Annotated in this window: 17 protein-coding genes; 11 read left to right on the forward strand and 6 right to left on the reverse strand. The window is 65.1% G+C overall.

Annotated features, from left to right (window positions below):
• Position 1: 1 nt before the first annotated feature.
• The 3 genes from PHLH3_RS09395 to cysB all read left to right on the forward strand — a co-directional run bounded on the left by PHLH3_RS09395 (position 2) and on the right by cysB (position 2550).
• A complete protein-coding gene (locus PHLH3_RS09395) occupies positions 2-913 on the forward strand; it encodes a 5'-nucleotidase (RefSeq protein ID WP_173173976.1) in 912 nt (303 codons plus the stop codon).
• A gap of 39 nt (positions 914-952) precedes the next feature.
• Positions 953-1453 carry a universal stress protein gene (locus PHLH3_RS09400; RefSeq protein WP_173173978.1) on the forward strand — a complete coding sequence of 167 codons (501 nt, stop codon included), beginning with the start codon at positions 953-955 and terminating at the stop codon, positions 1451-1453.
• A gap of 122 nt (positions 1454-1575) precedes the next feature.
• Positions 1576-2550: an HTH-type transcriptional regulator CysB gene (cysB, locus tag PHLH3_RS09405; RefSeq protein WP_173173980.1), complete on the forward strand. Its 975-nt coding sequence runs from the start codon at positions 1576-1578 to the stop codon at positions 2548-2550.
• Positions 2551-2593: 43 nt separating this feature from the next.
• Here cysB and PHLH3_RS09410 read toward each other — a convergent pair whose 3' ends face one another.
• Both PHLH3_RS09410 and PHLH3_RS09415 read right to left on the reverse strand, forming a co-directional pair.
• Positions 2594-2869 carry a hypothetical protein gene (locus tag PHLH3_RS09410; protein WP_213629009.1) on the reverse strand — a complete coding sequence of 92 codons (276 nt, stop codon included), beginning with the start codon at positions 2867-2869 and terminating at the stop codon, positions 2594-2596.
• Positions 2870-2873: 4 nt separating this feature from the next.
• Positions 2874-3608 (reverse strand): phosphoadenylyl-sulfate reductase, encoded by a 735-nt coding sequence (locus tag PHLH3_RS09415; protein WP_173173984.1) that lies wholly within the window; start codon positions 3606-3608, stop codon positions 2874-2876.
• A 189-nt stretch (positions 3609-3797) separates the two neighbouring features.
• On the opposite strand from PHLH3_RS09415, the gene thrH reads away from it, so the two are divergent.
• Complete coding sequence (thrH, locus tag PHLH3_RS09420) at positions 3798-4415, forward strand: bifunctional phosphoserine phosphatase/homoserine phosphotransferase ThrH (protein WP_111261429.1); 618 nt, start codon at positions 3798-3800, stop codon at positions 4413-4415.
• A 75-nt stretch (positions 4416-4490) separates the two neighbouring features.
• Here the strand turns inward: thrH and pabB are convergent, their stop codons facing one another.
• Positions 4491-5837, reverse strand: coding sequence for an aminodeoxychorismate synthase component I (gene pabB / locus PHLH3_RS09425; RefSeq protein ID WP_213629010.1), 1347 nt, complete (start codon positions 5835-5837; stop codon positions 4491-4493).
• Positions 5838-6000: 163 nt separating this feature from the next.
• Here pabB and PHLH3_RS09430 point away from each other — a divergent pair, with 163 nt between their 5' ends.
• The 7 genes from PHLH3_RS09430 to PHLH3_RS09460 all read left to right on the forward strand — a co-directional run bounded on the left by PHLH3_RS09430 (position 6001) and on the right by PHLH3_RS09460 (position 16777).
• A complete protein-coding gene (locus PHLH3_RS09430) occupies positions 6001-8715 on the forward strand; it encodes a LuxR C-terminal-related transcriptional regulator (protein ID WP_244863004.1) in 2715 nt (904 codons plus the stop codon).
• Positions 8712-11420, forward strand: coding sequence for a LuxR C-terminal-related transcriptional regulator (locus tag PHLH3_RS09435; protein ID WP_213629012.1), 2709 nt, complete (start codon positions 8712-8714; stop codon positions 11418-11420). Before PHLH3_RS09430 ends, PHLH3_RS09435 begins: the two co-directional genes overlap by 4 nt.
• A 240-nt stretch (positions 11421-11660) precedes the next feature.
• Positions 11661-12107, forward strand: coding sequence for a DUF6160 family protein (locus PHLH3_RS09440; protein WP_173173994.1), 447 nt, complete (start codon positions 11661-11663; stop codon positions 12105-12107).
• Between the two features lie 86 nt (positions 12108-12193).
• Entirely contained in the window at positions 12194-12955 is a 762-nt protein-coding gene (locus PHLH3_RS09445; RefSeq protein ID WP_111261434.1) for a C39 family peptidase, read from the forward strand.
• Between the two features lie 42 nt (positions 12956-12997).
• Positions 12998-14002, forward strand: coding sequence for a transporter (locus PHLH3_RS09450; RefSeq protein ID WP_173173996.1), 1005 nt, complete (start codon positions 12998-13000; stop codon positions 14000-14002).
• 16 nt (positions 14003-14018) lie between these two features.
• Positions 14019-15611 carry an outer membrane protein transport protein gene (locus tag PHLH3_RS09455; protein ID WP_213629013.1) on the forward strand — a complete coding sequence of 531 codons (1593 nt, stop codon included), beginning with the start codon at positions 14019-14021 and terminating at the stop codon, positions 15609-15611.
• Positions 15611-16777 carry a MalM family protein gene (locus PHLH3_RS09460; RefSeq protein WP_213629014.1) on the forward strand — a complete coding sequence of 389 codons (1167 nt, stop codon included), beginning with the start codon at positions 15611-15613 and terminating at the stop codon, positions 16775-16777. Before PHLH3_RS09455 ends, PHLH3_RS09460 begins: the two co-directional genes overlap by 1 nt.
• A gap of 248 nt (positions 16778-17025) precedes the next feature.
• Here PHLH3_RS09460 and PHLH3_RS09465 read toward each other — a convergent pair whose 3' ends face one another.
• Genes PHLH3_RS09465 through PHLH3_RS09475 form a run of 3 tightly spaced genes read right to left on the reverse strand, consistent with a single transcriptional unit; the run spans position 17026 to position 20084 of the window.
• Entirely contained in the window at positions 17026-18012 is a 987-nt protein-coding gene (locus PHLH3_RS09465; protein ID WP_043243282.1) for an alpha-L-glutamate ligase-like protein, read from the reverse strand.
• 3 nt (positions 18013-18015) lie between these two features.
• Positions 18016-19542 (reverse strand): inactive transglutaminase family protein, encoded by a 1527-nt coding sequence (locus PHLH3_RS09470; protein WP_111261437.1) that lies wholly within the window; start codon positions 19540-19542, stop codon positions 18016-18018.
• Positions 19543-19547: 5 nt separating this feature from the next.
• On the reverse strand, positions 19548-20084 hold the full coding sequence (locus PHLH3_RS09475; RefSeq protein WP_213629015.1) for an ATP-dependent zinc protease: 537 nt from the start codon (positions 20082-20084) through the stop codon (positions 19548-19550).
• Positions 20085-20311 lie beyond the last annotated feature (227 nt).

A 20311-nucleotide genomic window follows, 5' to 3' on the forward strand; every position in this document is an offset into this window, starting at 1 on the left:
CATGGCGGGAGGACTGGCGGACAAACTGGTGCTGGCGATTTCCTCGCGGGCGCTGTTCGACCTCAACGAAAGCCACAGGGTCTATGAGTCCGAAGGCATCGAGGCCTACCGCCAGTACCAGATCGATCATGAAGACGAGGTGCTCGACCCGGGCGATGCGTTCCCCCTGGTGCAGAAGCTCCTCGGCCTCAACAGCGCACTGGGCCAGCCACGCGTCGAGGTGATCCTGGTGTCGCGCAACAGTGCCGATACCGGGCTGCGTGCCTTCAACTCCATCCAGCAGCACGGCCTGGCCATCTCCCGCGCAGCCTTTTCCGGTGGCCGCAGCCCCGGGCCCTATCTCAAGGCTTTCGGTTGCCACCTGTTCCTTTCCACCCACGTGGACGATGTCCGTGCGGCGCTGCAGAGTGGTTTCGCCGCAGCCACCATCCTGTCCGGCGGGCCGCGCCGGGCCGCCAGCAACGAACTGCGCATCGCCTTCGACGGGGACGCGGTGCTGTTCTCGGACGACTCCGAGCGGGTCTACCAGCAGGGCGGGCTCGAGGCCTTCCAGGCCTACGAGCGCCAGGCGGCCTTGACCCCGCTGGACGGCGGCCCCTTCAAGCCATTCCTTTCGGCGCTCAACAGTCTGCAGCAGGAGTTCCCCGCCGATGCCTGCCCGATCCGCACGGCGCTGGTCACCGCCCGCTCGGCGCCGGCCCATGAACGGGTCATCCGCACCCTGCGCGAATGGAACATCCGCCTCGACGAGTCCTTCTTCCTCGGCGGGCTGGAGAAATCCTCCATCCTCGATGCCTTCGGCGCCGACGTGTTCTTCGACGACCAGGCGGGACATTGCGAGAAAGCCCGCGAAGTGGTCGCCACCGGCCACGTTCCCCACGGTGTGAGCAACGAACCGCTGATATCTGACTAAGCTGAGACGAGGCCCGCCACCCAGGCAGTAGGAGGCCTCATGATCCGTTCGATTCTCTACGCCACCGACCTCGGTCTCTACGCCCCCTATGTGCTGCAGCACGCCCTTTCGCTCGCCCGGGTCTACCAGGCCGAGCTCTACGTGGTGCACGCCGTCGAGCCGCTCGGGCTGTTCGCCGAGTCCGTCCTGCAGACCTACCTCGACGAAGAGCGCCTTGCGGAGCTGCGGACCAAGGGGCTGGGCACCGTCATGGCCAGCATCGAGCAGCGCGTGCTGGAAGGGTTCCGCGACGAGATGGGGGACGCGCAGAGCGAGCTGGAAATGATCCGCGCGGTGCGTGTGGTGCAGGGGGACCCGCCGCAGGTGATTCTCGAGGAGGCACAGAAACTCGGGGTGGATTTGCTGGTCGTAGGCAGTCACAGCCATGGCGCTGCGCTCGATACGCCCCTGGGGCGGACATCGGCGCGCCTAGTGCAGCTGTCCGACGTGCCCGTGTACCTGGTGCCCATGCTTCAGCACCGTGGGCGGGGCGAGCTGTGACGACGATGACGAATGGCGTGCAAAACTGAAAAAAACGTCTAGTTTTATCCATCAAACCATTAATATGGTTATAAACGTCGCTGACCATCCTTATGCGTCGTCATTTGCTTTGAGGGATATCTATGAAGCTTCAGCAACTGCGCTACATCTGGGAAGTGGCGCACCACGACCTCAACGTGTCGGCCACCGCGCAAAGTCTGTACACCTCGCAACCGGGTATCAGCAAGCAGATCCGCCTGCTCGAGGATGAATTGGGCGTGGAAGTATTCGCCCGCAGTGGCAAGCACCTGACCCGGGTCACCCCTGCTGGCGAACGCATCATCACCACCGCCGGGGAGATCCTGCGCAAGGTGGAGAGCATCAAGCAGATCGCCCAGGAGTTCTCCAACGAGAAGAAGGGCACGCTGTCCATCGCCACCACGCACACACAGGCGCGCTACGCGCTGCCGCCGGTGATCAGCGGCTTCATCCGCCAGTACCCGGACGTCGCGCTGCACATGCATCAGGGCACGCCGATGCAGATCGCCGAGATGGCCGCCGACGGCACCGTCGACTTCGCCATCGCCACCGAGGCGCTGGAGCTGTTCGGCGACCTGGTGATGATGCCGTGCTACCGCTGGAACCGTTGCGTGATCGTGCCCCAGGGCCACCCGCTGGCCAAGCTGCCGAAACTGACCCTGGAAGCCCTTGCCGAGCACCCCATCGTCACCTACGTATTCGGTTTCACCGGCCGCTCCAAGCTGGACGAAGCCTTCAGCCATCGCGGCCTGACGCCGAAGGTGGTGTTCACCGCCGCCGACGCCGACGTGATCAAGACCTATGTACGCCTGGGCCTGGGCGTGGGTATCGTCGCCAAGATGGCGGTCGATCCCAAGCTGGACAGCGATCTCGTGGTGCTGGATGCCAGCGAGCTGTTCGAGTCCAGCGTGACCAAGATCGGCTTCCGCCGCGGCACCTTCCTGCGCGGCTTCATGTGCGACTTCATCGAGAAGTTCGCCCCGCACCTGACCCGCGACATGCTGGCCAAGGCGGTGCAGTGCCACAACAAGGCCGAGCTGGACGAACTGTTCCACGATGTCGAGCTACCGACCTACTGAGTCGGTCGCGGTAAACGAAAAGCCCGGCATCCGCCGGGCTTTTTCATTGCGCTTCGAGCACCTGGTGCAGGAACTCGTGGAACACGGTGTAGACCTGCTCGCTGCCGTCGTCTTGGCGCACCACGAAGAAGGGCGCGGTGTCGACGCCATAGTGCTGGGCGACCATCCAGCCGGCGCTGGCCGGGTTGCGCTCGTCGGCCACAATCACCCGGTCGATGCGTTGCAGATGGCCGCCGCGCTCTAGCAGGCGCTGCACGTCCTTGCACTTGGCGCAGTCCTGGCCGTCGGCCAGGACCTTCTTTACCAGGGTGATCTTCATCGGCTCAGTGCTTCGCGATCAGGTTGCCGGCATGCAGCCCGCATTCCTTCTGGGTGGCCTCTTCCCACCACCAACGGCCTTCGCGTTCGTGCTGGTTGGGCAGCACGGGGCGGGTGCAGGGCTCGCAGCCGATGCTGATGAAGCCCCGCTCGTGCAGCGGGTTGTAGGGGATCTCCAGCATGCGGATGTAGGCCCAGACTTCGTCACTGGGCATCTGCGCCAGCGGGTTGAACTTGTACAGCGGGTTGTCCGGCGTGGAGAAGGCGCCGTCCAGCTCCACCACCGCCACATTGCTGCGGGTGCCAGGGCTCTGGTCGCGGCGCTGGCCGGTGGCCCAGGCGCGCACGGTGGACAGCTTGCGGCGCAGCGGCTCGATCTTGCGGATGCCGCAGCACTCCTCGTGACCGTCCTTGTAGAAGCTGAACAGGCCCTTCTCGCGGACGAAGGGTTCCAGCCGGGTCGCATCGGGGGAAAGCACCTCGATGGCGATGCCGTAGTGCTCGCGCACTTTCTCGATGAAGCGATAGGTTTCCGGGTGCAGGCGGCCGGTGTCGAGGCTGAACACCTTCACGTTCCTGTTCAGCTTCCAGGCCATGTCCACCAGCACCACATCCTCGGCGCCGCTGAAGGACAGCCACAGCTCATCGCCGAAGTGTTCGAAGGCGAGCTTGAGGATGTCCTGGGGGGACTTGCTGGCGTAGGCCGCAGCAATCTCGGCGACGTCGAAAGGTTGGCTCATCAGGCGGTTTTCCTAGTTGAAATGGCGCTACGCGCTCTGTGGCGCGGATGGTAGCAAAAGCAACTTATGCGCCTAAATAACCAGAAGGAAGGTGGACTGCCGTGTCCGGATATAAGTGCCGCGTTGCGTGGCTGCGGGTGAAAAGCTAGAGTGCCGCCTCCCCAACAAACCAATACCGAGGAATGTCTCGTGGAAATCGCCTGTCTCGACCTGGAAGGTGTGCTGGTTCCGGAAATCTGGATCGCCTTCGCCGAAAAAACTGGAATCGACGCGCTCAAGGCCACCACCCGCGATATTCCCGACTACGACGTGCTGATGAAGCAGCGCCTGCGCATCCTCGACGAGCATGGCCTCAAGCTCTCCGACATCCAGGAAGTGATCGCCACGCTCAAGCCGCTGGAGGGCGCCGTCGAGTTCGTCGATTGGCTGCGCGAGCGTTTCCAGGTGGTGATCCTCTCCGACACCTTCTACGAATTCTCCCAGCCCCTGATGCGCCAGCTCGGTTTCCCGACCCTGCTGTGCCACAAGCTGATCACCGACGAGACCGATCGCGTGGTGGATTACCAACTGCGCCAGAAGGACCCGAAGCGCCAGTCCGTGATCGCCTTCAAGAGCCTCTACTACCGCGTGATCGCCGCCGGCGACTCGTACAACGACACCACCATGCTCTCCGAGGCCCATGCCGGCATCCTCTTCCATGCCCCAGAGAACGTGATCCGCGAGTTCCCGCAGTTCCCGGCCGTGCACACCTACGAAGACCTCAAGCGTGAGTTCCTCAAGGCCTCCAACCGCTCGCTGAGCCTCTGAGCCCAGCCATGAAAAAGCCCGCGAAAGCGGGCTTTTTCGTTTCCGCGCCTGCAGGGCGCAAGGTGAGCGTTCTGCCTACATCCCCTCCAGCGTCCGCAACAGCACCTGCACCTTGGTGATGGATTCGCGGTACTCCGCTTCCCAGTCCGAGTCGGCAACGATGCCGCCGCCGCCCCAGCAACTGGCCATGCCGTCCTTCACCAGCAGGGTGCGGATGGCGATGGAACTGTCCATTTCCCCGCGGACATCGAGGTAGAGAAGCGAGCCGCAGTAGATGGAGCGACGGGTCGGCTCCAGCTCGTCGATGATCTCCATCGCACGGATCTTCGGTGCGCCGGTGATGGAGCCGCCGGGGAAGCTGCCCACCAGCAGGTCCAGCGCGTCCTTGCCGTCGGCGAGCGTGCCGCTCACGGCGCTGACCAGGTGGTGCACGTTGGGGTAGCTCTCCAGCGCGAACAACTCCGGCACCTTCACGCTGCCGGTGCTGCAGCTGCGGCCCAGGTCGTTGCGCAGCAGGTCGACGATCATCAGGTTCTCCGCCCGGTCCTTCGGGCTCGCCAGCAGTTCCTGAGCCTGCTCGGCGTCTTCCTCCGGCGTGCGTCCCCGCGGGCGGGTGCCCTTGATCGGGCGAGTCTCCACCTGGCCCTTGCTGAGCCTGATGAAGCGCTCCGGCGAGAGGCTGAGGATGGCGCCGCCACCGGCCAGGGCCTGGTAGGCGGAAAAGGGCGTGGAACAGGCCTCGCGCAAGGCGAGGTAGGCGCTCCAGGGGTCGCCCTGGTACGGCGCCTGAAAGCGCTGGGCGTAATTCACCTGGTAGCAATCACCGGCTGCGATGTAGGACTGGATCCGCTCGATCGCGTTTTTGTAAGCCGCCTGAGTCAGATCCGCCTGAAAGGCGCTCTTAAGGCGAAATTCATCGACGTTGTAGGGATTTTCCGAGCAGCTGAACAGGTCTACCAGGCGTTGGCGCTCGCTCTGCGCGAGGCTCGGATGGAATACCAGCTGGCTGGTGCGCTGCTGGTGGTCACTGACGAGGGCCCACGCATAGAGGCCGAGCTGGGCGTCGGGCAACTGGCGGTCATCCTGTGCCCGGGCGGGCAGCGCTTCCAGGCGACGGCCGAAGTCATAGGAAAAATACCCCATCAATCCGCCCGTGAATGGCAGTTCCACGGCATCGGGTGTTTCGGCGAATCCCAACTGCTGCAAGGCCTCGCGAAGGCGGTGGATAAAGTCGTTGGCCGATTCGTCGGGTCCCGGCGCCAGTTCTGCCAATGGCCAGGCGCTGAATAGGTCATAGCGTCCACGACTGGCAATGGGCCTGCCGGCGTCGAGCAGCACCGCTCCGGGTGCATGGCGGACGAGGGCGAAGCGCTGTCCCGGGTGTTCGTGGTAGGGCAGGGGGTGTACGAGGCTATTGGGCATGATGGACGCAAAGAGGGCGCGAGTGAGGATTCTAGACCGCCTAAATTGTCGATCCTAGAGCCGTTTCTTAAGTTTACGCAGGAAATGCATTCTGATAATTATGGATAAATCCCGCGGGGTCATATCCCCGTCCCACAACGATAAAGATACAGGGATACAGGCCGTGGATGCAGTTCTCGACCCCGCAGCCGGCAGCCTACTGCGCTCAAAACTGATGACGCCCCAGGCGTCTGCCGACTATTTGCCACGACCGCAGGTGCAGGCGGTGTTGGCGGCACATCCCCATGCCCGGCTTCTGCTGTTCTCGGCACCCGCCGGCTTTGGCAAGACCACCGCCCTTGCGCTCCTTGCCGAACAGCGCCGCGCGGCGGGCTCCGCCGTTGCCTGGTTCTCCCTGGGCAAGGAAGACGACAATCCCTCGCGTTTCTTCCAGCAGTTGATCAAGACCCTGGGTGCTGCCGCGCCCGGCCTCGGCACGCACGCTTCGGGTTTCCTGCAGAACACCATGCAGGTGCCGGTCGCGGCGGTGCTGGAGAGCCTGCTGGTGGAGTTGACCAGCCTGGAAGGCCCCCTGCTGCTGGTGCTGGATGACGTGCACCTGCTCAGCGACGCGGAAATCTTCAGCGCCCTCGGTCGCCTGGTGAAGATGGCCCCGGCCCATTTCACCCTCGCCATCGGCAGCCGCTCCCTGCCGCCGATGAACCTCGCGACCCTGCGTGCCAAGGGCTGGTTGCTGGAGATCGGCCTGGACGAGCTGCGCCTGACCGAGGAAGAAACCCGCCACTACCTGGATCGCAGCGGCCTCGAGCTGGACGAGGCGACCCTGGCCGCGTTGCACAGCCAGACCGAAGGCTGGCTGATCGGCGTGCACCTCGCCAGCCTCTGGCTGCGCCACCAGCCCCAGGCATCCGACCAGGTCCTGGCGATGGGCGGCGACCAGGCAGCAGTGGGCGACTACCTGCTGACCACCGTCTTCGAGCAGTTGCCGGCGGACCTGCAGGACGCCCTGCTGGCCCTGGGCATCGCCAGCCAGTTGAGCGGTGACCTGGCCAACGCACTCACCGGGCGCAACGATGGCCAGGCGCTGCTGGAGCGGCTGGAGACCATGCAACTTTTCCTCCTGCCACTGGATCGCGAACGCCAGTGGTACCGTTTTCATCACCTGTTCGCCGATTTCCTCCGCGCGCGTCTGCAGGCCCAGGATCCGGAGCGTTTCCGCCAGCTGCACTTCAACGCCAGCCTGTGGTTCACCAACCACCACATGCAGAACCTCGCCATCGAGCATGCCTGCCTGGCCGAAGATCCGGAGATGCTCGCAGCGCTGGTGGATGGCTGCGGCCTGGAGCTGATCAACCGTGGGCAGCTGAACCAGATCTACCGCTGGCGCCAGTTCGTGCCCGACGACATCGCCGAGCGCTACCCGACGCTGATCCTCGCCGACGTCTGGAACCGCGCCACCGAGCTGGCCCTGCCCGAGGCCAACCATATGCTCGACGAGCTCTTGGCGCGCTGGGGCGGCGTCGGTGTCCAGGCGCCGTTGAGCGACAAGTACCTGGCGGCGCTCGCGGTGAAGGCCGCGATCGCCCTGCAGAAGGATGACCTCGATTTGTGCGTCAACCTGGCGCGCAAGGTGGAGGGCCTGCTCGGCCAGCACGAGGCCTTCCTCGAAGTGGCCATGCTGGTCATCGGTGCCCTGGCGCTGGTGATCCTCGCCCAGCCGGAACAGGCGCGCCGCCTGCTGGCGCTGGCGCAGCAGCGCAACCACTTCCTCGAGGGCCGCTACCTCGACATGCAACTGGGCAATGTGGAGATCCTCCTGTCCCTGGAGCAGGGCCAGGTCAAGCAGGCCCAGTTGCTCCACGAGCAGATGCGCGCCCAGCTGATGCCCTTGTTCGGCGAGAAATCACGGGCGCTGGCCCTGCCGGTGATCATCGAGTCGCTGATCGCCTACCAGCAGGGGCGCCTGGATGGCCTGGAAGAGCGCCTGCGCTGGGCGCTCAATCATGTCGACGTGATCAAGCCCATCGATATCTACGCCCAAGGCATGCTGTTCCTCGCGCGCATCCAGCGCATGCAGGACAAGCCCAAGGAAGCCCTCGCCAGCCTGGTGCTGATGCAGAACCTGGCCGCGCGCAACCAGTCCTGGCGCTTCTACGTCCAGGCGGTGGCCGACGAGGTGACGCTGATCCTCCAGGAGCCGGCCACCGACCGCATCAAGCGTGCCGAGCTGCGCCTGAAGGCGGTGGACTGGGCCAAGCTCGCCGCCGACTACGCCAAGCGGGGCTTCAACCCGGTGCTCTGGACCCAGGGCCTGATCCGCGTGCGCCTGCAGCAGGCGCGCGGGCACTACAGCGAGGCTCTGCACGAGATCAACCAGTTGCGTGCCCAGCTGCAACCCGGCTGGCATGGCCTGCAGCGCCTGCGCCTGGACCTGCTGGCGGCCCTCAGCTACCAGCGCCTGGGTTACCAGGAGCGTGCCCAGAGCCTGCTGGTGCAGTGCCTGCTCAGCGCCGAGCGCGAGGATGTGCGCAGCCTCTTCGTCGAGGAGGGCGACGCCATCCGCCTGCTGCTGCAGCAACTGGAAGCCGCCGAGCGCCAGCCGGCGTTGCAGGGCTTCATTCGCAGCCTGCTGGCCATCTGGCCGGGTCAGGACATACGCAAGTCACAGGACGTGCTGGAGGAAGGGCTGACCGATCGCGAGCGCGAGGTGGTCCTGCTGGCTGCCAAGGGGCTTTCCAACGAGGAAATCGGCCAGCAGCTCTCGCTGGCCCTGGGGACCGTCAAATGGCACCTGCACAACATCTACGAGAAGCTCAAGGTGCGCAATCGCACCCAGGCGATACGCCGTGCCCGGGAACTGGGGTTGCTGGAGTCATGAGCACCCCCTCCACCGATGCGCTGCCGTTCCCGATACTGCGCACCAAGCTGTTCCCGCCGGATTCCGGTGGCCGCCCGCGCCTGGCGCGGCAAGCCCTGATCGACCGCCTGTTCGAGGCGCGCGGCCAGCGCGTGCTGGTGCTCAGCGCGCCCGCCGGCTTCGGCAAGAGCACGGTGCTCAGCCTGTTCCGCGAAGCCCTGCAACGCGCCGGGGCGCGGGTCGCCTGGCTGTCCTGCGATGATTCCGACAGCGAGCCCCAGCGCCTGCTGCAGTACCTGGTGGCCGCGGTCGAGGCGGTCACCCCGGGCTTCGGCAGCAACACCGCCGGGCTCCTGCGTGGCGAGGTGAACTGGCCGGTGGAGGCGATCATCGATGCCTTCGTCAGCGACCTGCAGCGTCTCGACGGCGAGCTCTACGTGATGCTCGACGACTTCCATCGCATCCGCCACGCCAGCCTGGAGCAGGGCGCCCGTCACCTGGTGGAGCGCCTGCCGAGCAACGTCCACCTGATCAGCGCGACCCGCTTCACCCCGCGCAGCCTGTTCGTCGAGGGCGACGCCTTCATGCTCCAGGCCGAGGACCTGCGCCTGTCCCTGGAGGAGGCCGAGGCCTATTTCCGCGAAGTGCGCGAGCTGGAACTGAGCCGCAGCGAGCTCAAGCAACTGCATGCGCGCACCGAGGGCTGGATCACCGCGCTGCACCTGGCCAGCCTGGCGCTGGCGCGGCACCCGGATCGCGCGGCCTTCCTCGCCAGCCTCTCGGGGACCGAGCGCAACATCGCCGACTACCTGGCCGAGGACGTGGTCAACAGCCTGCCCCTGGCCTTGCAGCAGTTCCTCGACCAGACCTCGGTGCTGGACGAGTTCTGCGCCGACCTGTGCAACGCCCTGACCGGCCGCCGCGATGGCCTGGACATGCTGATGCGCCTGCAGCGCGAGCAGCTGTTCGTCATCCCGCTGGACGAGCAGGGCGAATGGTTCCGCTATCACCACCTGTTCGCCGAGTTCCTCCAGGGCCGCCTGCAGCGCCACACCGACAGCGCCACGCTGTTGCACGCCGCGGCCCGCTGGTGCGAGAGCCACGACCTGCCGGACCGTGCCATCAAGTACGCCCTGCGTGGCCGCGACTACGGCTTTGCCGCCGAGCTGCTGGAGCGCCAGGGCGCGCGGCTGATCGCCGGCAACCGCGTCTACGGCATCCTCTCCATGCTCAAGGAAGTGCCCGCCGAGGTGATCCGCGAGCACCCCGTGTTCCAGATCTTCTACGCCTGGCAACTGGCCTTCGAGCAGAAGTTCGCCGAGTCCGAGGCGCTGATCGAAGAGGTCAGCACCCGCCTGTTGCAGGGGCGCGGCAAGGTCATCCACTTCGGCCTCGGCGAACTGCTGGCGGCCTCCCAGGTACTCAAGGCGCTGGTGCTGCTGTACCAGGACAAGCTGGAGAGCTGCCTCAAGGTCGCCCGCCAGTGGCTGGCCATGGTGCCGGACAACCAGCCGGTGTTCCGCGCCAGCCTGTCCTGCGTGCAGGCGGCGGCCTATGCGTTGCTCGGCGAGTTCGGCGATGCGGCGAAATCCATCGCCACCGCGCGCGATTGCCTGCGCATCGTCGACAGTGAATACCTGCACGTGATGACCAGCCTGATCGAGGCGCTGATCTGCAAGGAGAGCGGTGAACTGGAGCGCGGGCGCTCCATCGCCGAGATCGCCCGGGGCCGGGTCGAGCGGGTGTTCGGCCGTCGCAGCCGCGTCGGCGGACCGCTGGTGCTGGCCTACGCCGACCTGCTCTACGAACAGGACCGCCATGCCGCAGTGCTCGCCGAGCTGCCCCTGGCCACCACCTGGCGTGACGTGGCGACGCCGGTCGAACTGATCAGTCGGGGCCAGCTGGTGATGGCCCGCGCGCGTTTCTTCGCCGGTGAATCCGAGCAGGCCCTCAATCAGCTGGACGACTGGCTGGCCGGGCTCCAGGGCCCCGGTTACGAGCGTGTCTTCGCTCATGGCATGGGCTGCAAGGTGCAGTTCCTGCTGTGGCTGCGCCGGCCCAACGAGGCCGAGCGCGTGTGCCTGCAACTGGAGCGCCACCTGGCGGCGCTGCCGCTGGCGCGCTACGCCGATGCGCATACGGCGCTGGCGCTGTCCGTCGCCCGCCTGGCTTTGGCCGAGCGACGCCCGGAGAAGGCACAGAGCGCGCTGGAGACCTGCCTCGCCCGCCAGGGGGCCGAGCACCAGCGCGACCGGCGCCTGCGCCTGTCCCTGTTACTTTCCGTGGCCTACTGGCGCAAAGGTAACAGCGACAAGGCCTTCGCCCTGTTCCTGCCCACCCTCGAGGAAGCCTGGAACCGCGGCTACCGGCGCCTGTTCCAGGACGACGCCCTCTGGCTGCTGCCGCTCTGGGAGGCCTGGCGCGCCGCCGAACCCAAGAAGGCCGGGGCCTGGCAGGGCATCGCCGAGACCTTGCGCGAGCAATGCCGGCGCCTGGCGGTGGACCCGGAGACCTTCGACGAGAACCAGGATGTGAGCCACCGCGAGCGGGAAATCCTGCGCTTCGTCGCGGCGGGCCTGTCCAATCGGGACATCGCCCAGGCGGTGCACCTGTCGGAAGCGACCATCAAATGGCACCTGCACAACCTGTTCGCCAAGCTGGGCGTGCGCAGCCGTACCCAGGCGGTGCTCAAGGGCAAGAGCCTGGGCCTGCTCAGCGAGGCCTGATGCCATTAAATAACTAGCGACTTGCCATCCTCCATCCCTTGGATGGGCTGGCAGCGAGGCGGGGCCTCAGTAACGTAAGAACCAGGTCGAGGAGCCTTGCGCTTCACGAGTCCAGGGCGGCGCGCATAGGGAAGCAGCGTTCGTGCTGGAGGTCGGCGAAAGCCGGCCCAACTGTCGCTGACAGGAGGTAGGCGGCAGGCCCCCGGGGCAACCCACCTGTGAACCTTGGAGATAACAACAATGAAAAGCTTCAAACAACTGGCTCTCGCCGCTGCTGTGCTCGCTGCACCCTTCATGGCCCAGGCCGACCTGAAAGCCATGGACGACTCCGCTCTTTCCAGCGTTACCGGTCAGGATGGCATCAGCATCTCCGGTAACTTCAACGGCACCATCGGCAGCGTGGTCTACAACGACAAGGAAGGCAGCACCACCGGTAGCCTGCGCCTTGAAACCATCGCCTTCTCCGGCTTCAACATCTCCGACAGCGCGCCGATCCTGGTCGACGTGATCGACGGCGGCTCTGGCGCCGGCGCCAGCGACAAGCTGCAGATCACCCTGCCGACCATCACCGGCGAGCTGAGCGTGGGCGCCATCCGCATGGGCGACGCCTCCGCCGCCAGCATCGGTTCCCTGGCCGTCAGCGATCTGAACCTGGCCGGTACCACCATCAAGGTATGGGGCCACTGACAGGTCGCTCCACTCCGTGATGTGGAAGGTCCCGTCGGCTTCGGCCGGCGGGCCTTTCTTTCGTCAGCCCTGCATTCGGAACGGCAATGATCGAGATCCTGGTCGGCAGTCTGCTGGGGTTGTTCGGGTTCACCCAGGCCGTGGATACCAAGCCACAGCCCAAGGGCTCCGTGAACATCACCCAGGCCATGGTGCCCAACGGTCCCTACCGGGAGACCGTCAATCCGGAGCCCATGAGCCAGTTGCAGTTCCGCAACGTCATCCGCCAGGCCTACGACTACAGCTGCGGTTCCGCCGCGTTGACCGGCTTGCTGGACTATTACCTGGGTCGCAACCTCGAGGAGCGCCAGGTGATGGAAGGGCTGTTGCGTTATGGCGAGGCCGACAAGATCGTCGAGCGACGCGGTTTCTCGCTGTTGGACATGAAGCGCTTCGTGGCCGCGCTGGGCTACAAGAGCGGGGGCTTCCGGGCCGAGTTCGAGGACCTCGACCAACTGGAGCATCCTGCGCTGGTGCCCATTCACTACGGTGGCTTCAAGCACTTCGTGGTGGTGCGCGATGTGTACAACGATCACGTGTTCATCGCTGATCCCGCCCTGGGAAACATCAGCTTCACCCGCACCCGGTTCGAGGAGGTGTGGGATGGGAACGTGCTGTTCGTGATCTACCCGACTGGAAACGAGCCACCCAACGCCATGGCCCTGACCGAGCGTGACCTGCGCCTGGTGGACGATCGCACCGTCAGCCTGCTGGCGTTCCAGCAGTTCCCGCAGATCACCAAGTTCACCGAGAACCAGATCGACCAACTGGGCTCGGGAGGCGACATCCAGTACATAAGACGCAAATAGAAAACCCGCATAAGTAAGAATAAAACCAGGGGTAAAAGTGCCATGGGAGTGAGGGGATACGCATGGCTGGCCGTGCTGGCGCTGGGCGCCTGCGGGCCGCTGTGGGCCGAGGAGAGCTCGGTGGACGATGCGCGTGAGGCGCTGACCAAGAAGGAAGGGGATGCCGACAGCGCCAAGGCGCTGGAGCAGGTGTTCCAGGCATCGGAGAAGAGCTACACCCTGCTGAAGAAAGGCGAGCGCACGCTCACCTACGGCTTCGACTATTCGCTGGTGCGCGATGTGCAGATCGAGCAGGTGCGCACGGGCAGCAACGTCTACAGCGTGATCCCTCGCAGCGAAGCCCAGCACACCTTCACCAACTCCTTCACCTTCGACTACGGCATCTGGGACAACCTGACCTTCAGCGTGCGCCTGCCCTTCGTGGCCAAGTACGACACCGAGCGCGACGTCAACGTCTACAGCCTCGGCGATATCTCCGGCAGCCTGCGCTGGCAGCCCTGGTCCGCCACCCGTGGGCGCCCGGTCACCACCCTGTTCGCCACACTCGGCCTGCCCACCGGCGAGAGCCCCTTCGACATCAACAACGAGACGGACCTCTCCACCGGCAACGGCTACTACAGCCTGGGCGTGGGGGCCAATACCTCCTACGTGATCGACCCGGTCGTGCTGTTCGGTTCGGTCGGCTACACCTACAACATGCCGGTGCACGACATCCACCAGAACCGCGGCGGCCGCCTGCTGGAGGACGTGGACCCGGGCAACACCCTGTCCCTGAGCATGGGCTTCGCCTATGCGCTGTCCTACGACGTGTCCCTGGCCACCTCCTACCAGATGGCCTACACCACCAAGCCGACCTACACCTTCGGCGACACCGAGTTCGAAGGCACCGAGCAGACCAGCGCGATCATGAACTTCTCGCTCGGCCTGCGGACCTCTCCCGATTACATCGTCAACGTCAACGCCGGTTTCGGCATGACCGAGGACTCCCCGGACGTGATGCTGGGGTTCTCCGTACCCCTGGACATAAAAGGCCTGAAGGCCCAGTAACCGGCGAGGCGACGACATGACGATGCGAATTTCGCCGCTGGCCCTGGCGCTGGCGGGGTTGGGGGCCGGTTGGGCGGGCGGCGTGCAGGCGCAACTGGCCAACGACCTGACCATTGGCAACCCCAAGGCGATGGCCATGGCCAACGCCGTGACCGCCGACTCCACCGGGATCGACGCGGTGCACTACAACCCGGCGGCGCTGACCAAGCTCAAGGGCCGCCAGACCACGGTGAAGATGATCGCCGGGGTGATGGATATCCGCGCCGAGTTCGATGCGCCGGACGGCTACAACGTCATGGGGTTCACCGACGATCCCGTGGCCAACTCCAGCAGCCGTACCCTCACGCCTGCCATGTACCTGCCGGGCATGGGCGGCATGACCGACATGCCGCTGCTGGTGGCGCCCCTGGCGGGCCTGTCGATCAACCCGCCGGGCTCCAAGTTCACCTTCGCCACCAACGTCTACGCGCCCATGGCCCTGGGCTATTCGCGGGACTCGGACAGCGACCCCGGGCGCTACCAGGGGCGCGAGGTGGCGATCCAGCGCATCACCTACTTCTCGCCGTCGGTGGGCTACCAGGTGAACGACGAGCTGTCGGTGGGCCTGTCGGTCGGGTTCTCGCACCAGGCCCTGGCGCTGAACGAGGACTTCCGCAACCCGAGCATGCTCACCGGGCTGGTGGGGCTGCTCAACAAGGTGCTCTGCGAGCCGGGGTTGGAAGAAATCCTCGGTCCGCTCATCAACGTCTGCGGCGGCCGTATCGGCCCCTACGACACCCTGGCCAATATCGACCTGGACCTGCAGCAATCGCTGTCGCCCACCTGGAACATCGGCGTGCTCTGGGAGCCCACCGACTGGTTCGCCTGGGGCGCCACCTACCAGAGCGAGGCGCGCATGCACCTCCAGGGCAAGTACCGGGTCGACTACTCCAAGGACTGGCAGGGCTTCTGGACCGGCTTCCAGGGCGCGATCTTCGGGCAGATCCTCAGCCCGCTCTTCCCCTACGGCAACGTCGACGAGGAAGTGGGCAACGCCAGCATGACCATGACCTACCCGGACAACTTCTCCACCGGGATCAAGATCAGGCCCTTCGATCGCTGGCAGTTCAATGCCGACCTGAAGTGGAGCGGCTACAGCGACTGGAACGAGTTCGAGATCGAGTTCGACCGCGAGCTGGACGTGCTGCGCATCGCCAAGAACTTCAGCGGCGGCAATGCCACCGCCACCACCCTGACCCTGGACCGCGGCTACCGCGATACCTGGAGCTGGGCGGTGGGGGCGCAGTACGACGTGACCGACCGCCTGGCCCTGCGCGCCGGCTACGAATGGCGCCCTTCGGCCATCCCCGGCAACAAGGCCGACGTGCTGGCGCCCATCGGCGACGCCCAGCTCTACGGCCTCGGGCTGGGTTACCGCTGGGACAAGGACACCAACATCGATATCGGCTTCAACTACTTCGTCACCTCGCAGACCACGAAGGCCAATACCAGCTGCAACCTCAACTGCACCGGCATCGACAACCTGGTCTACAACCCCTATGCCGGCCAGGATGTGACGACCTCGGTGAAGGCCTACATCCTGGCCATGACCTACACGACGACATTCTGATGAAGACCCTTGCCGCGCTTTGCCTCATCACCGCCCTGGCGGCCCACACCCAGGCCCAGGCCGCCAGCGGGCGCTACCTGACCTGGATCGACGACAACGGCCGGGTGCACAACAGCTTCGTCGGCGAGCGCTACGGCGAGCAGCAGCGCCAGGCGGCCCAGCGCATCAGCCGCAGCGACCTGGCACGCCTGCAGGAACAGAGTGCGGCGGGCGGGACGGGCGGCAACGCCGGTGGCGAGCAGAAGCGCCGCTACTTCACCTGGGTGGATGCCAGCGGCAACCTGCAGAACAGCTTCTACGCGGCGGGCCAGGTGCCGGCCGGGGAGCGCGATTACCTGCTGCCCAGCGGCAAGCGCTCCACCGAGTACATCGACGCCGATGTCCTGGAAGGGCGCGGCTACTCGCGGCCCGAGAACGGTGCGGCCTACTTCACCTGGGTGGACGAGCAGGGCCGCACCCACAACTCCAGGGTCCCGGCCAAGGGCGGTGAGCCTCAGGCAGAGGAGGGCATTGGCCAGCCCGTGGCCTACACCGAGAGCCGCCAGGTCGAATTCGAGCGCAAGGCCGCCATCCTGCCTTCGCTGGACGGCCAGCCCAGCGAGGCGATGAAGGCCCTGCTGGAAGGCAGCGAGGAGCGCAGCCAGTCGCTGTACCAGGGACTGGTGGACCAGTGCTGCGGGCAACTGCCGGAGGGGGATTTCACCGAGTTGTCCGCCGAGGAGCCGCGCTACGAGGAGCTCAACCGTTTCTCCCCCAGCTTCGCCTTCCCCATGGGTCGCAGCTACTACGCGGCGCTCAAGCTGCCGCGCTCCGGACGTGCCTACGGCCTGCGCATCCGCAGCTTCGCCAACCGCCAGGTGGTCTACCCTTCGATCCTCTTCCTCGACGAGGCCAAGCGCCCGACGCGCCTGGTGAGCGACGCCGTCTACCAACTGCACGGCGAGACCTGGTACCGCTACGCCTACATCGAGGGCACCGTGCAGGTCCGCGCCAACCAGGGCGAGCGCTACGCGCTGCTGCTGACCACCGACGAGGATCGCGCCCTCAATACCCTCGACAACAAGCCCTTCAAGCGCCCGATGCAGGACCTGACGGTCAGCGAAGCCGGCATGCAGGTGCATGAGCACGTGGACGAAGGGGCGTTCGAGTTGGCGATCGTGAGGTAGGGGGGCTGAGGGGCTTGGCGCAGGTCGGGTGGAGCCCGGCGATCCCGCGCATCGGGCCTGGTACGCCTCGGCGTGCGATGGCCTCTGTGTCCTGGAGCACCTGCAGCGATGGGTTTCGCTCCGCTCGCGGAACGCCGCCCGACCCATCCTACGGATTGCCCATTCCACGGATTGCGCTCCTCCACCCCGAATCCCAGGTACGAAAAAGCCCGGCACATGGCCGGGCTTTTTCGTGAGGGCAGGGTGGATCAGAGTTCGGCGGGGTGCACGTGGCCGAACAGCTCCTGGGAGAAGCGCACGCGTTCCTCCGGGGTTTCCACGATGCCTTTTTCCTGCAGCTCGGCGATGCGGGCTTCCACCGCGTGGGCGCGATGGGTCAGCCCGCAGTCGTTGGCGATCTGGATGTTCAGGCCGGGGCGGGCGTTGAGCTCGAGGATCAGCGGGCCCTTTTCCTGGTCCAGCACCATGTCGACACCGATGTAGCCCAGGCCGCACAGCTCGTAGCAGCCGGCCGCCAGCTTCATGAAGCCGTCCCAGTTGGGCAGTTGCACGCCGTCCACCGCGTTGGTGGTGTCCGGGTGCTTGGCGATCTTGTTGTTCAGCCAGGTGCCGCGCAGGGTGACGCCGGTGGCCAGGTCCACACCCACGCCGATGGCGCCCTGGTGCAGGTTGGCCTTGCCGTTGGACTGGCGGGTGGGCAGGCGCAGCATCGCCATCACGGGGTAGCCCATGAGCACGATGATGCGGATGTCCGGCACGCCTTCGTAGCTGATGCTCTTGAAGATCTGGTCCGGGGTCACGCGGTACTCGATCAGCGCACGGTCGCGGTGCCCGCCGAGGGAGTAGAGGCCGGTGAGGATCGAGGAGATCTGATGCTCGATCTCCTCGTGGCTGATGATCTTCCCGGAGACCGTCTTGTAACGGCCCTCGAAACGGTCGGCGATCACCAGGATGCCGTCGCCGCCGGCGCCCTGGGCGGGCTTGATCACGAAATCGTTACGCTCGCCGATGATCTCATCGAGCTTGTCGATCTCCTTCTCGGTGGAAATGATCCCGTACATTTCCGGCACGTGGATGCCCGCCTCGATGGCGCGCATCTTGGTGATGATCTTGTCGTCGACGATCGGGTACAGGTGCCGTTTGTTGTACTTCAGCACGTAGTCCGCGTTGCGTCGGTTGATGCCCATGATCCCTTTGGCTTCAAGGGCTTTCCACGTCTTTATCAGCCCGAACATGGCTCAGTCCTTCAGGAAGGCTTTGAAGCGGAACAGCTCGGTCAGGCGGTAGCCGCGGTAGCGACCCATCGCCAGCATGAAGCCCACCATGATCAGCAGCACGGCCGGGAAGGTGAAGATGAAGTAGGTCAGCTCCGGCACGGTCATCAGCAGGTGCGCCAGGGTCGCGGCGAACAGCGTGCCGATGGCGACCTTGAAGGCATGGCCACCACCGCGCTCTTCCCAGGTGATGGACAGGCGTTCGATGGTCATGGTGAGGATCACCATCGGGAACAGCGCCACGGAGAGGCCGCGCTCCAGGCCCAGCTTGTGGCTGAGCAGGCTGATCACCGCGATGAGGATCACCACGAACGTCAGCACCACCGACAGCCTGGGCAACATCTGCAACTTCAGGTGTTCGAGGTAGGACCGCAGCGACAGGCCCAGCGCCGTGATGATGGTGAACAGGGCGATGCCGAAGCCCAGTTGCGTCTCGCGGAAGGCCAGGGCGATCAGCACCGGGGTGAAGGTGCCCAGGGTCTGCAGGCCGCCGAGGTTGCGCAGGATGAGGATCACCAGCACGCCGATCGGGATCATGATCATGATCTGGTAGGTCTGCTGGGTCTGCAGCGGCAGGCCGTAGAGCGAGTACTCGAGGAAGTCGGCGTCGGTGTTCTCGTCGGTCAGCTTGGCCAGGCGGATGGCGTTCATCTCGCTGTTGTTCAGGCTGAAGGTCACCTGGGCCTTCTTGCCGCCGTCGACGGTGATCAGGTTGTCGTCACCGGTCCACCACACCAGGCGGTCGGCCGGCAGGCCCTGCTCGCCGGTCTCGGGGTTGAAGTACAGCCAGTTCTCACCGTTGAAGCTGCGCAGCCAGAGCTCGGGGCTCTGCGGCTGGTCGGCGGCCAGGCGGATGGTGTGCACGCGCTCCATCGGTACGTGGGCGATGGACAGCAGCAGTTCGATGGCCTTGGCCTTGTTCTGCGTGCTCTGGTCGCCGGCGAGCAGCAACTTGACGTTGTCGTCGTTCAGGTTGTTGGTGCGCTTGATGGTTTCGCTGATGAAGGTCTCGACGTCGGCCGAGTGCTGGCGGATGGGTGCCAGCAGGGCTTCGGCGGCGATCTTCTCGGCCCCTTCGACCGGGATGCTGTCACGGAAGATCGGCCCCTTGTCCTTGGGCTTCTCGCCGCTGTAGCGCTTGGTCAGCACCAGGCGGTAGTAGAGCGTCTGGTTGCCGCTGGCGCGGCGGGCGGACCAGGTCACCTTGCGGTTGCCGTCCACGCGATTGATGCTCACGCCGTAGTTGTTGGAGATGAAGCTCTCGTTGAGGCTGACGTAGTCCCGGTTCAGCGGCGGCACGAACATCTGCACCTTGATCGGGTCACGCGGGCTGGCCTGGAATTCGACCTTGGCGTCGATGTTCCAGAGGTCGTCGGTCTCATCCTCGGTGATCGGGATGCCCTGAATGAAGATCTGGTAGGCCGTTATCAGAATGCCCAGGCTCACCAGCAGGGTGATCAGGACTTTCAGATGCAGGGTAAGAGAGCGCATGTGAGTTACTCGGCAGAGTTTGCGTCAGTGGCACAGCCGGGTTGGCCGGCAGCGTATTTAAGGCTCGGGTCGACCAGTGCATCGAAGCGCTTGAGCGCCTCGGAACCGATCAGAAGCGGGTATTGGAAAGCGCTACGGTCGGTGAGGTTCACTTCGATCGTACGCAGGGCGCTGCCCATGCAGACGTCGAGTTCGATCACCGGCCGTGCCGTGTAGGTCTTGTCTTCGTCCGGGTCGTAGTCGCCGGCACGGCGCTTGATCTTGCTGATGCGCGCCAGGGGCCGCTCGATGGGATGCGCGTGGGCATCGTCGATGGCCAGGTAGAAACGCACCCAGGTCTCGCCTTCGCGCTTGAAGCGCTTGATGTCGCGGGCACTCAGGGAGGCTGTCTTGGCACCGGTGTCGAGTTTGGCGGCGACCACCAGGTCGAGACCGAAGAGGCGGGCGTATTCATTCAGACCATAGACGGTCTTGTCGGCGGCGAGGCTGAGGCCTGGCAGTGCTAGCAGGCATATGAGCAATGCGAAGGGCTTGAGAGTCATGGGTCCTTGGAGAGCGTTCGAGGTCCTGATGCCCGATGCCTGGCCTGATGGCCTCGGCGCCTGGCGTACGAGTCTAGCAGCTAGCTGGTGGCGCCCCGCCAGGCGCTTGAGCGGCGCATTCTAACACGCAGGTTTTCCGGGGCGACAGACGCTTATGGCGCTTTGTTAAGGCTGTGACCTGTTCAAATGAATTTTTTGCGATCTACGATGATTGTCGACAATAGATG

The organism is Pseudomonas sp. Pc102 (genome assembly GCF_018408275.1).
Lineage (GTDB): Bacteria > Pseudomonadota > Gammaproteobacteria > Pseudomonadales > Pseudomonadaceae > Metapseudomonas > Metapseudomonas tohonis.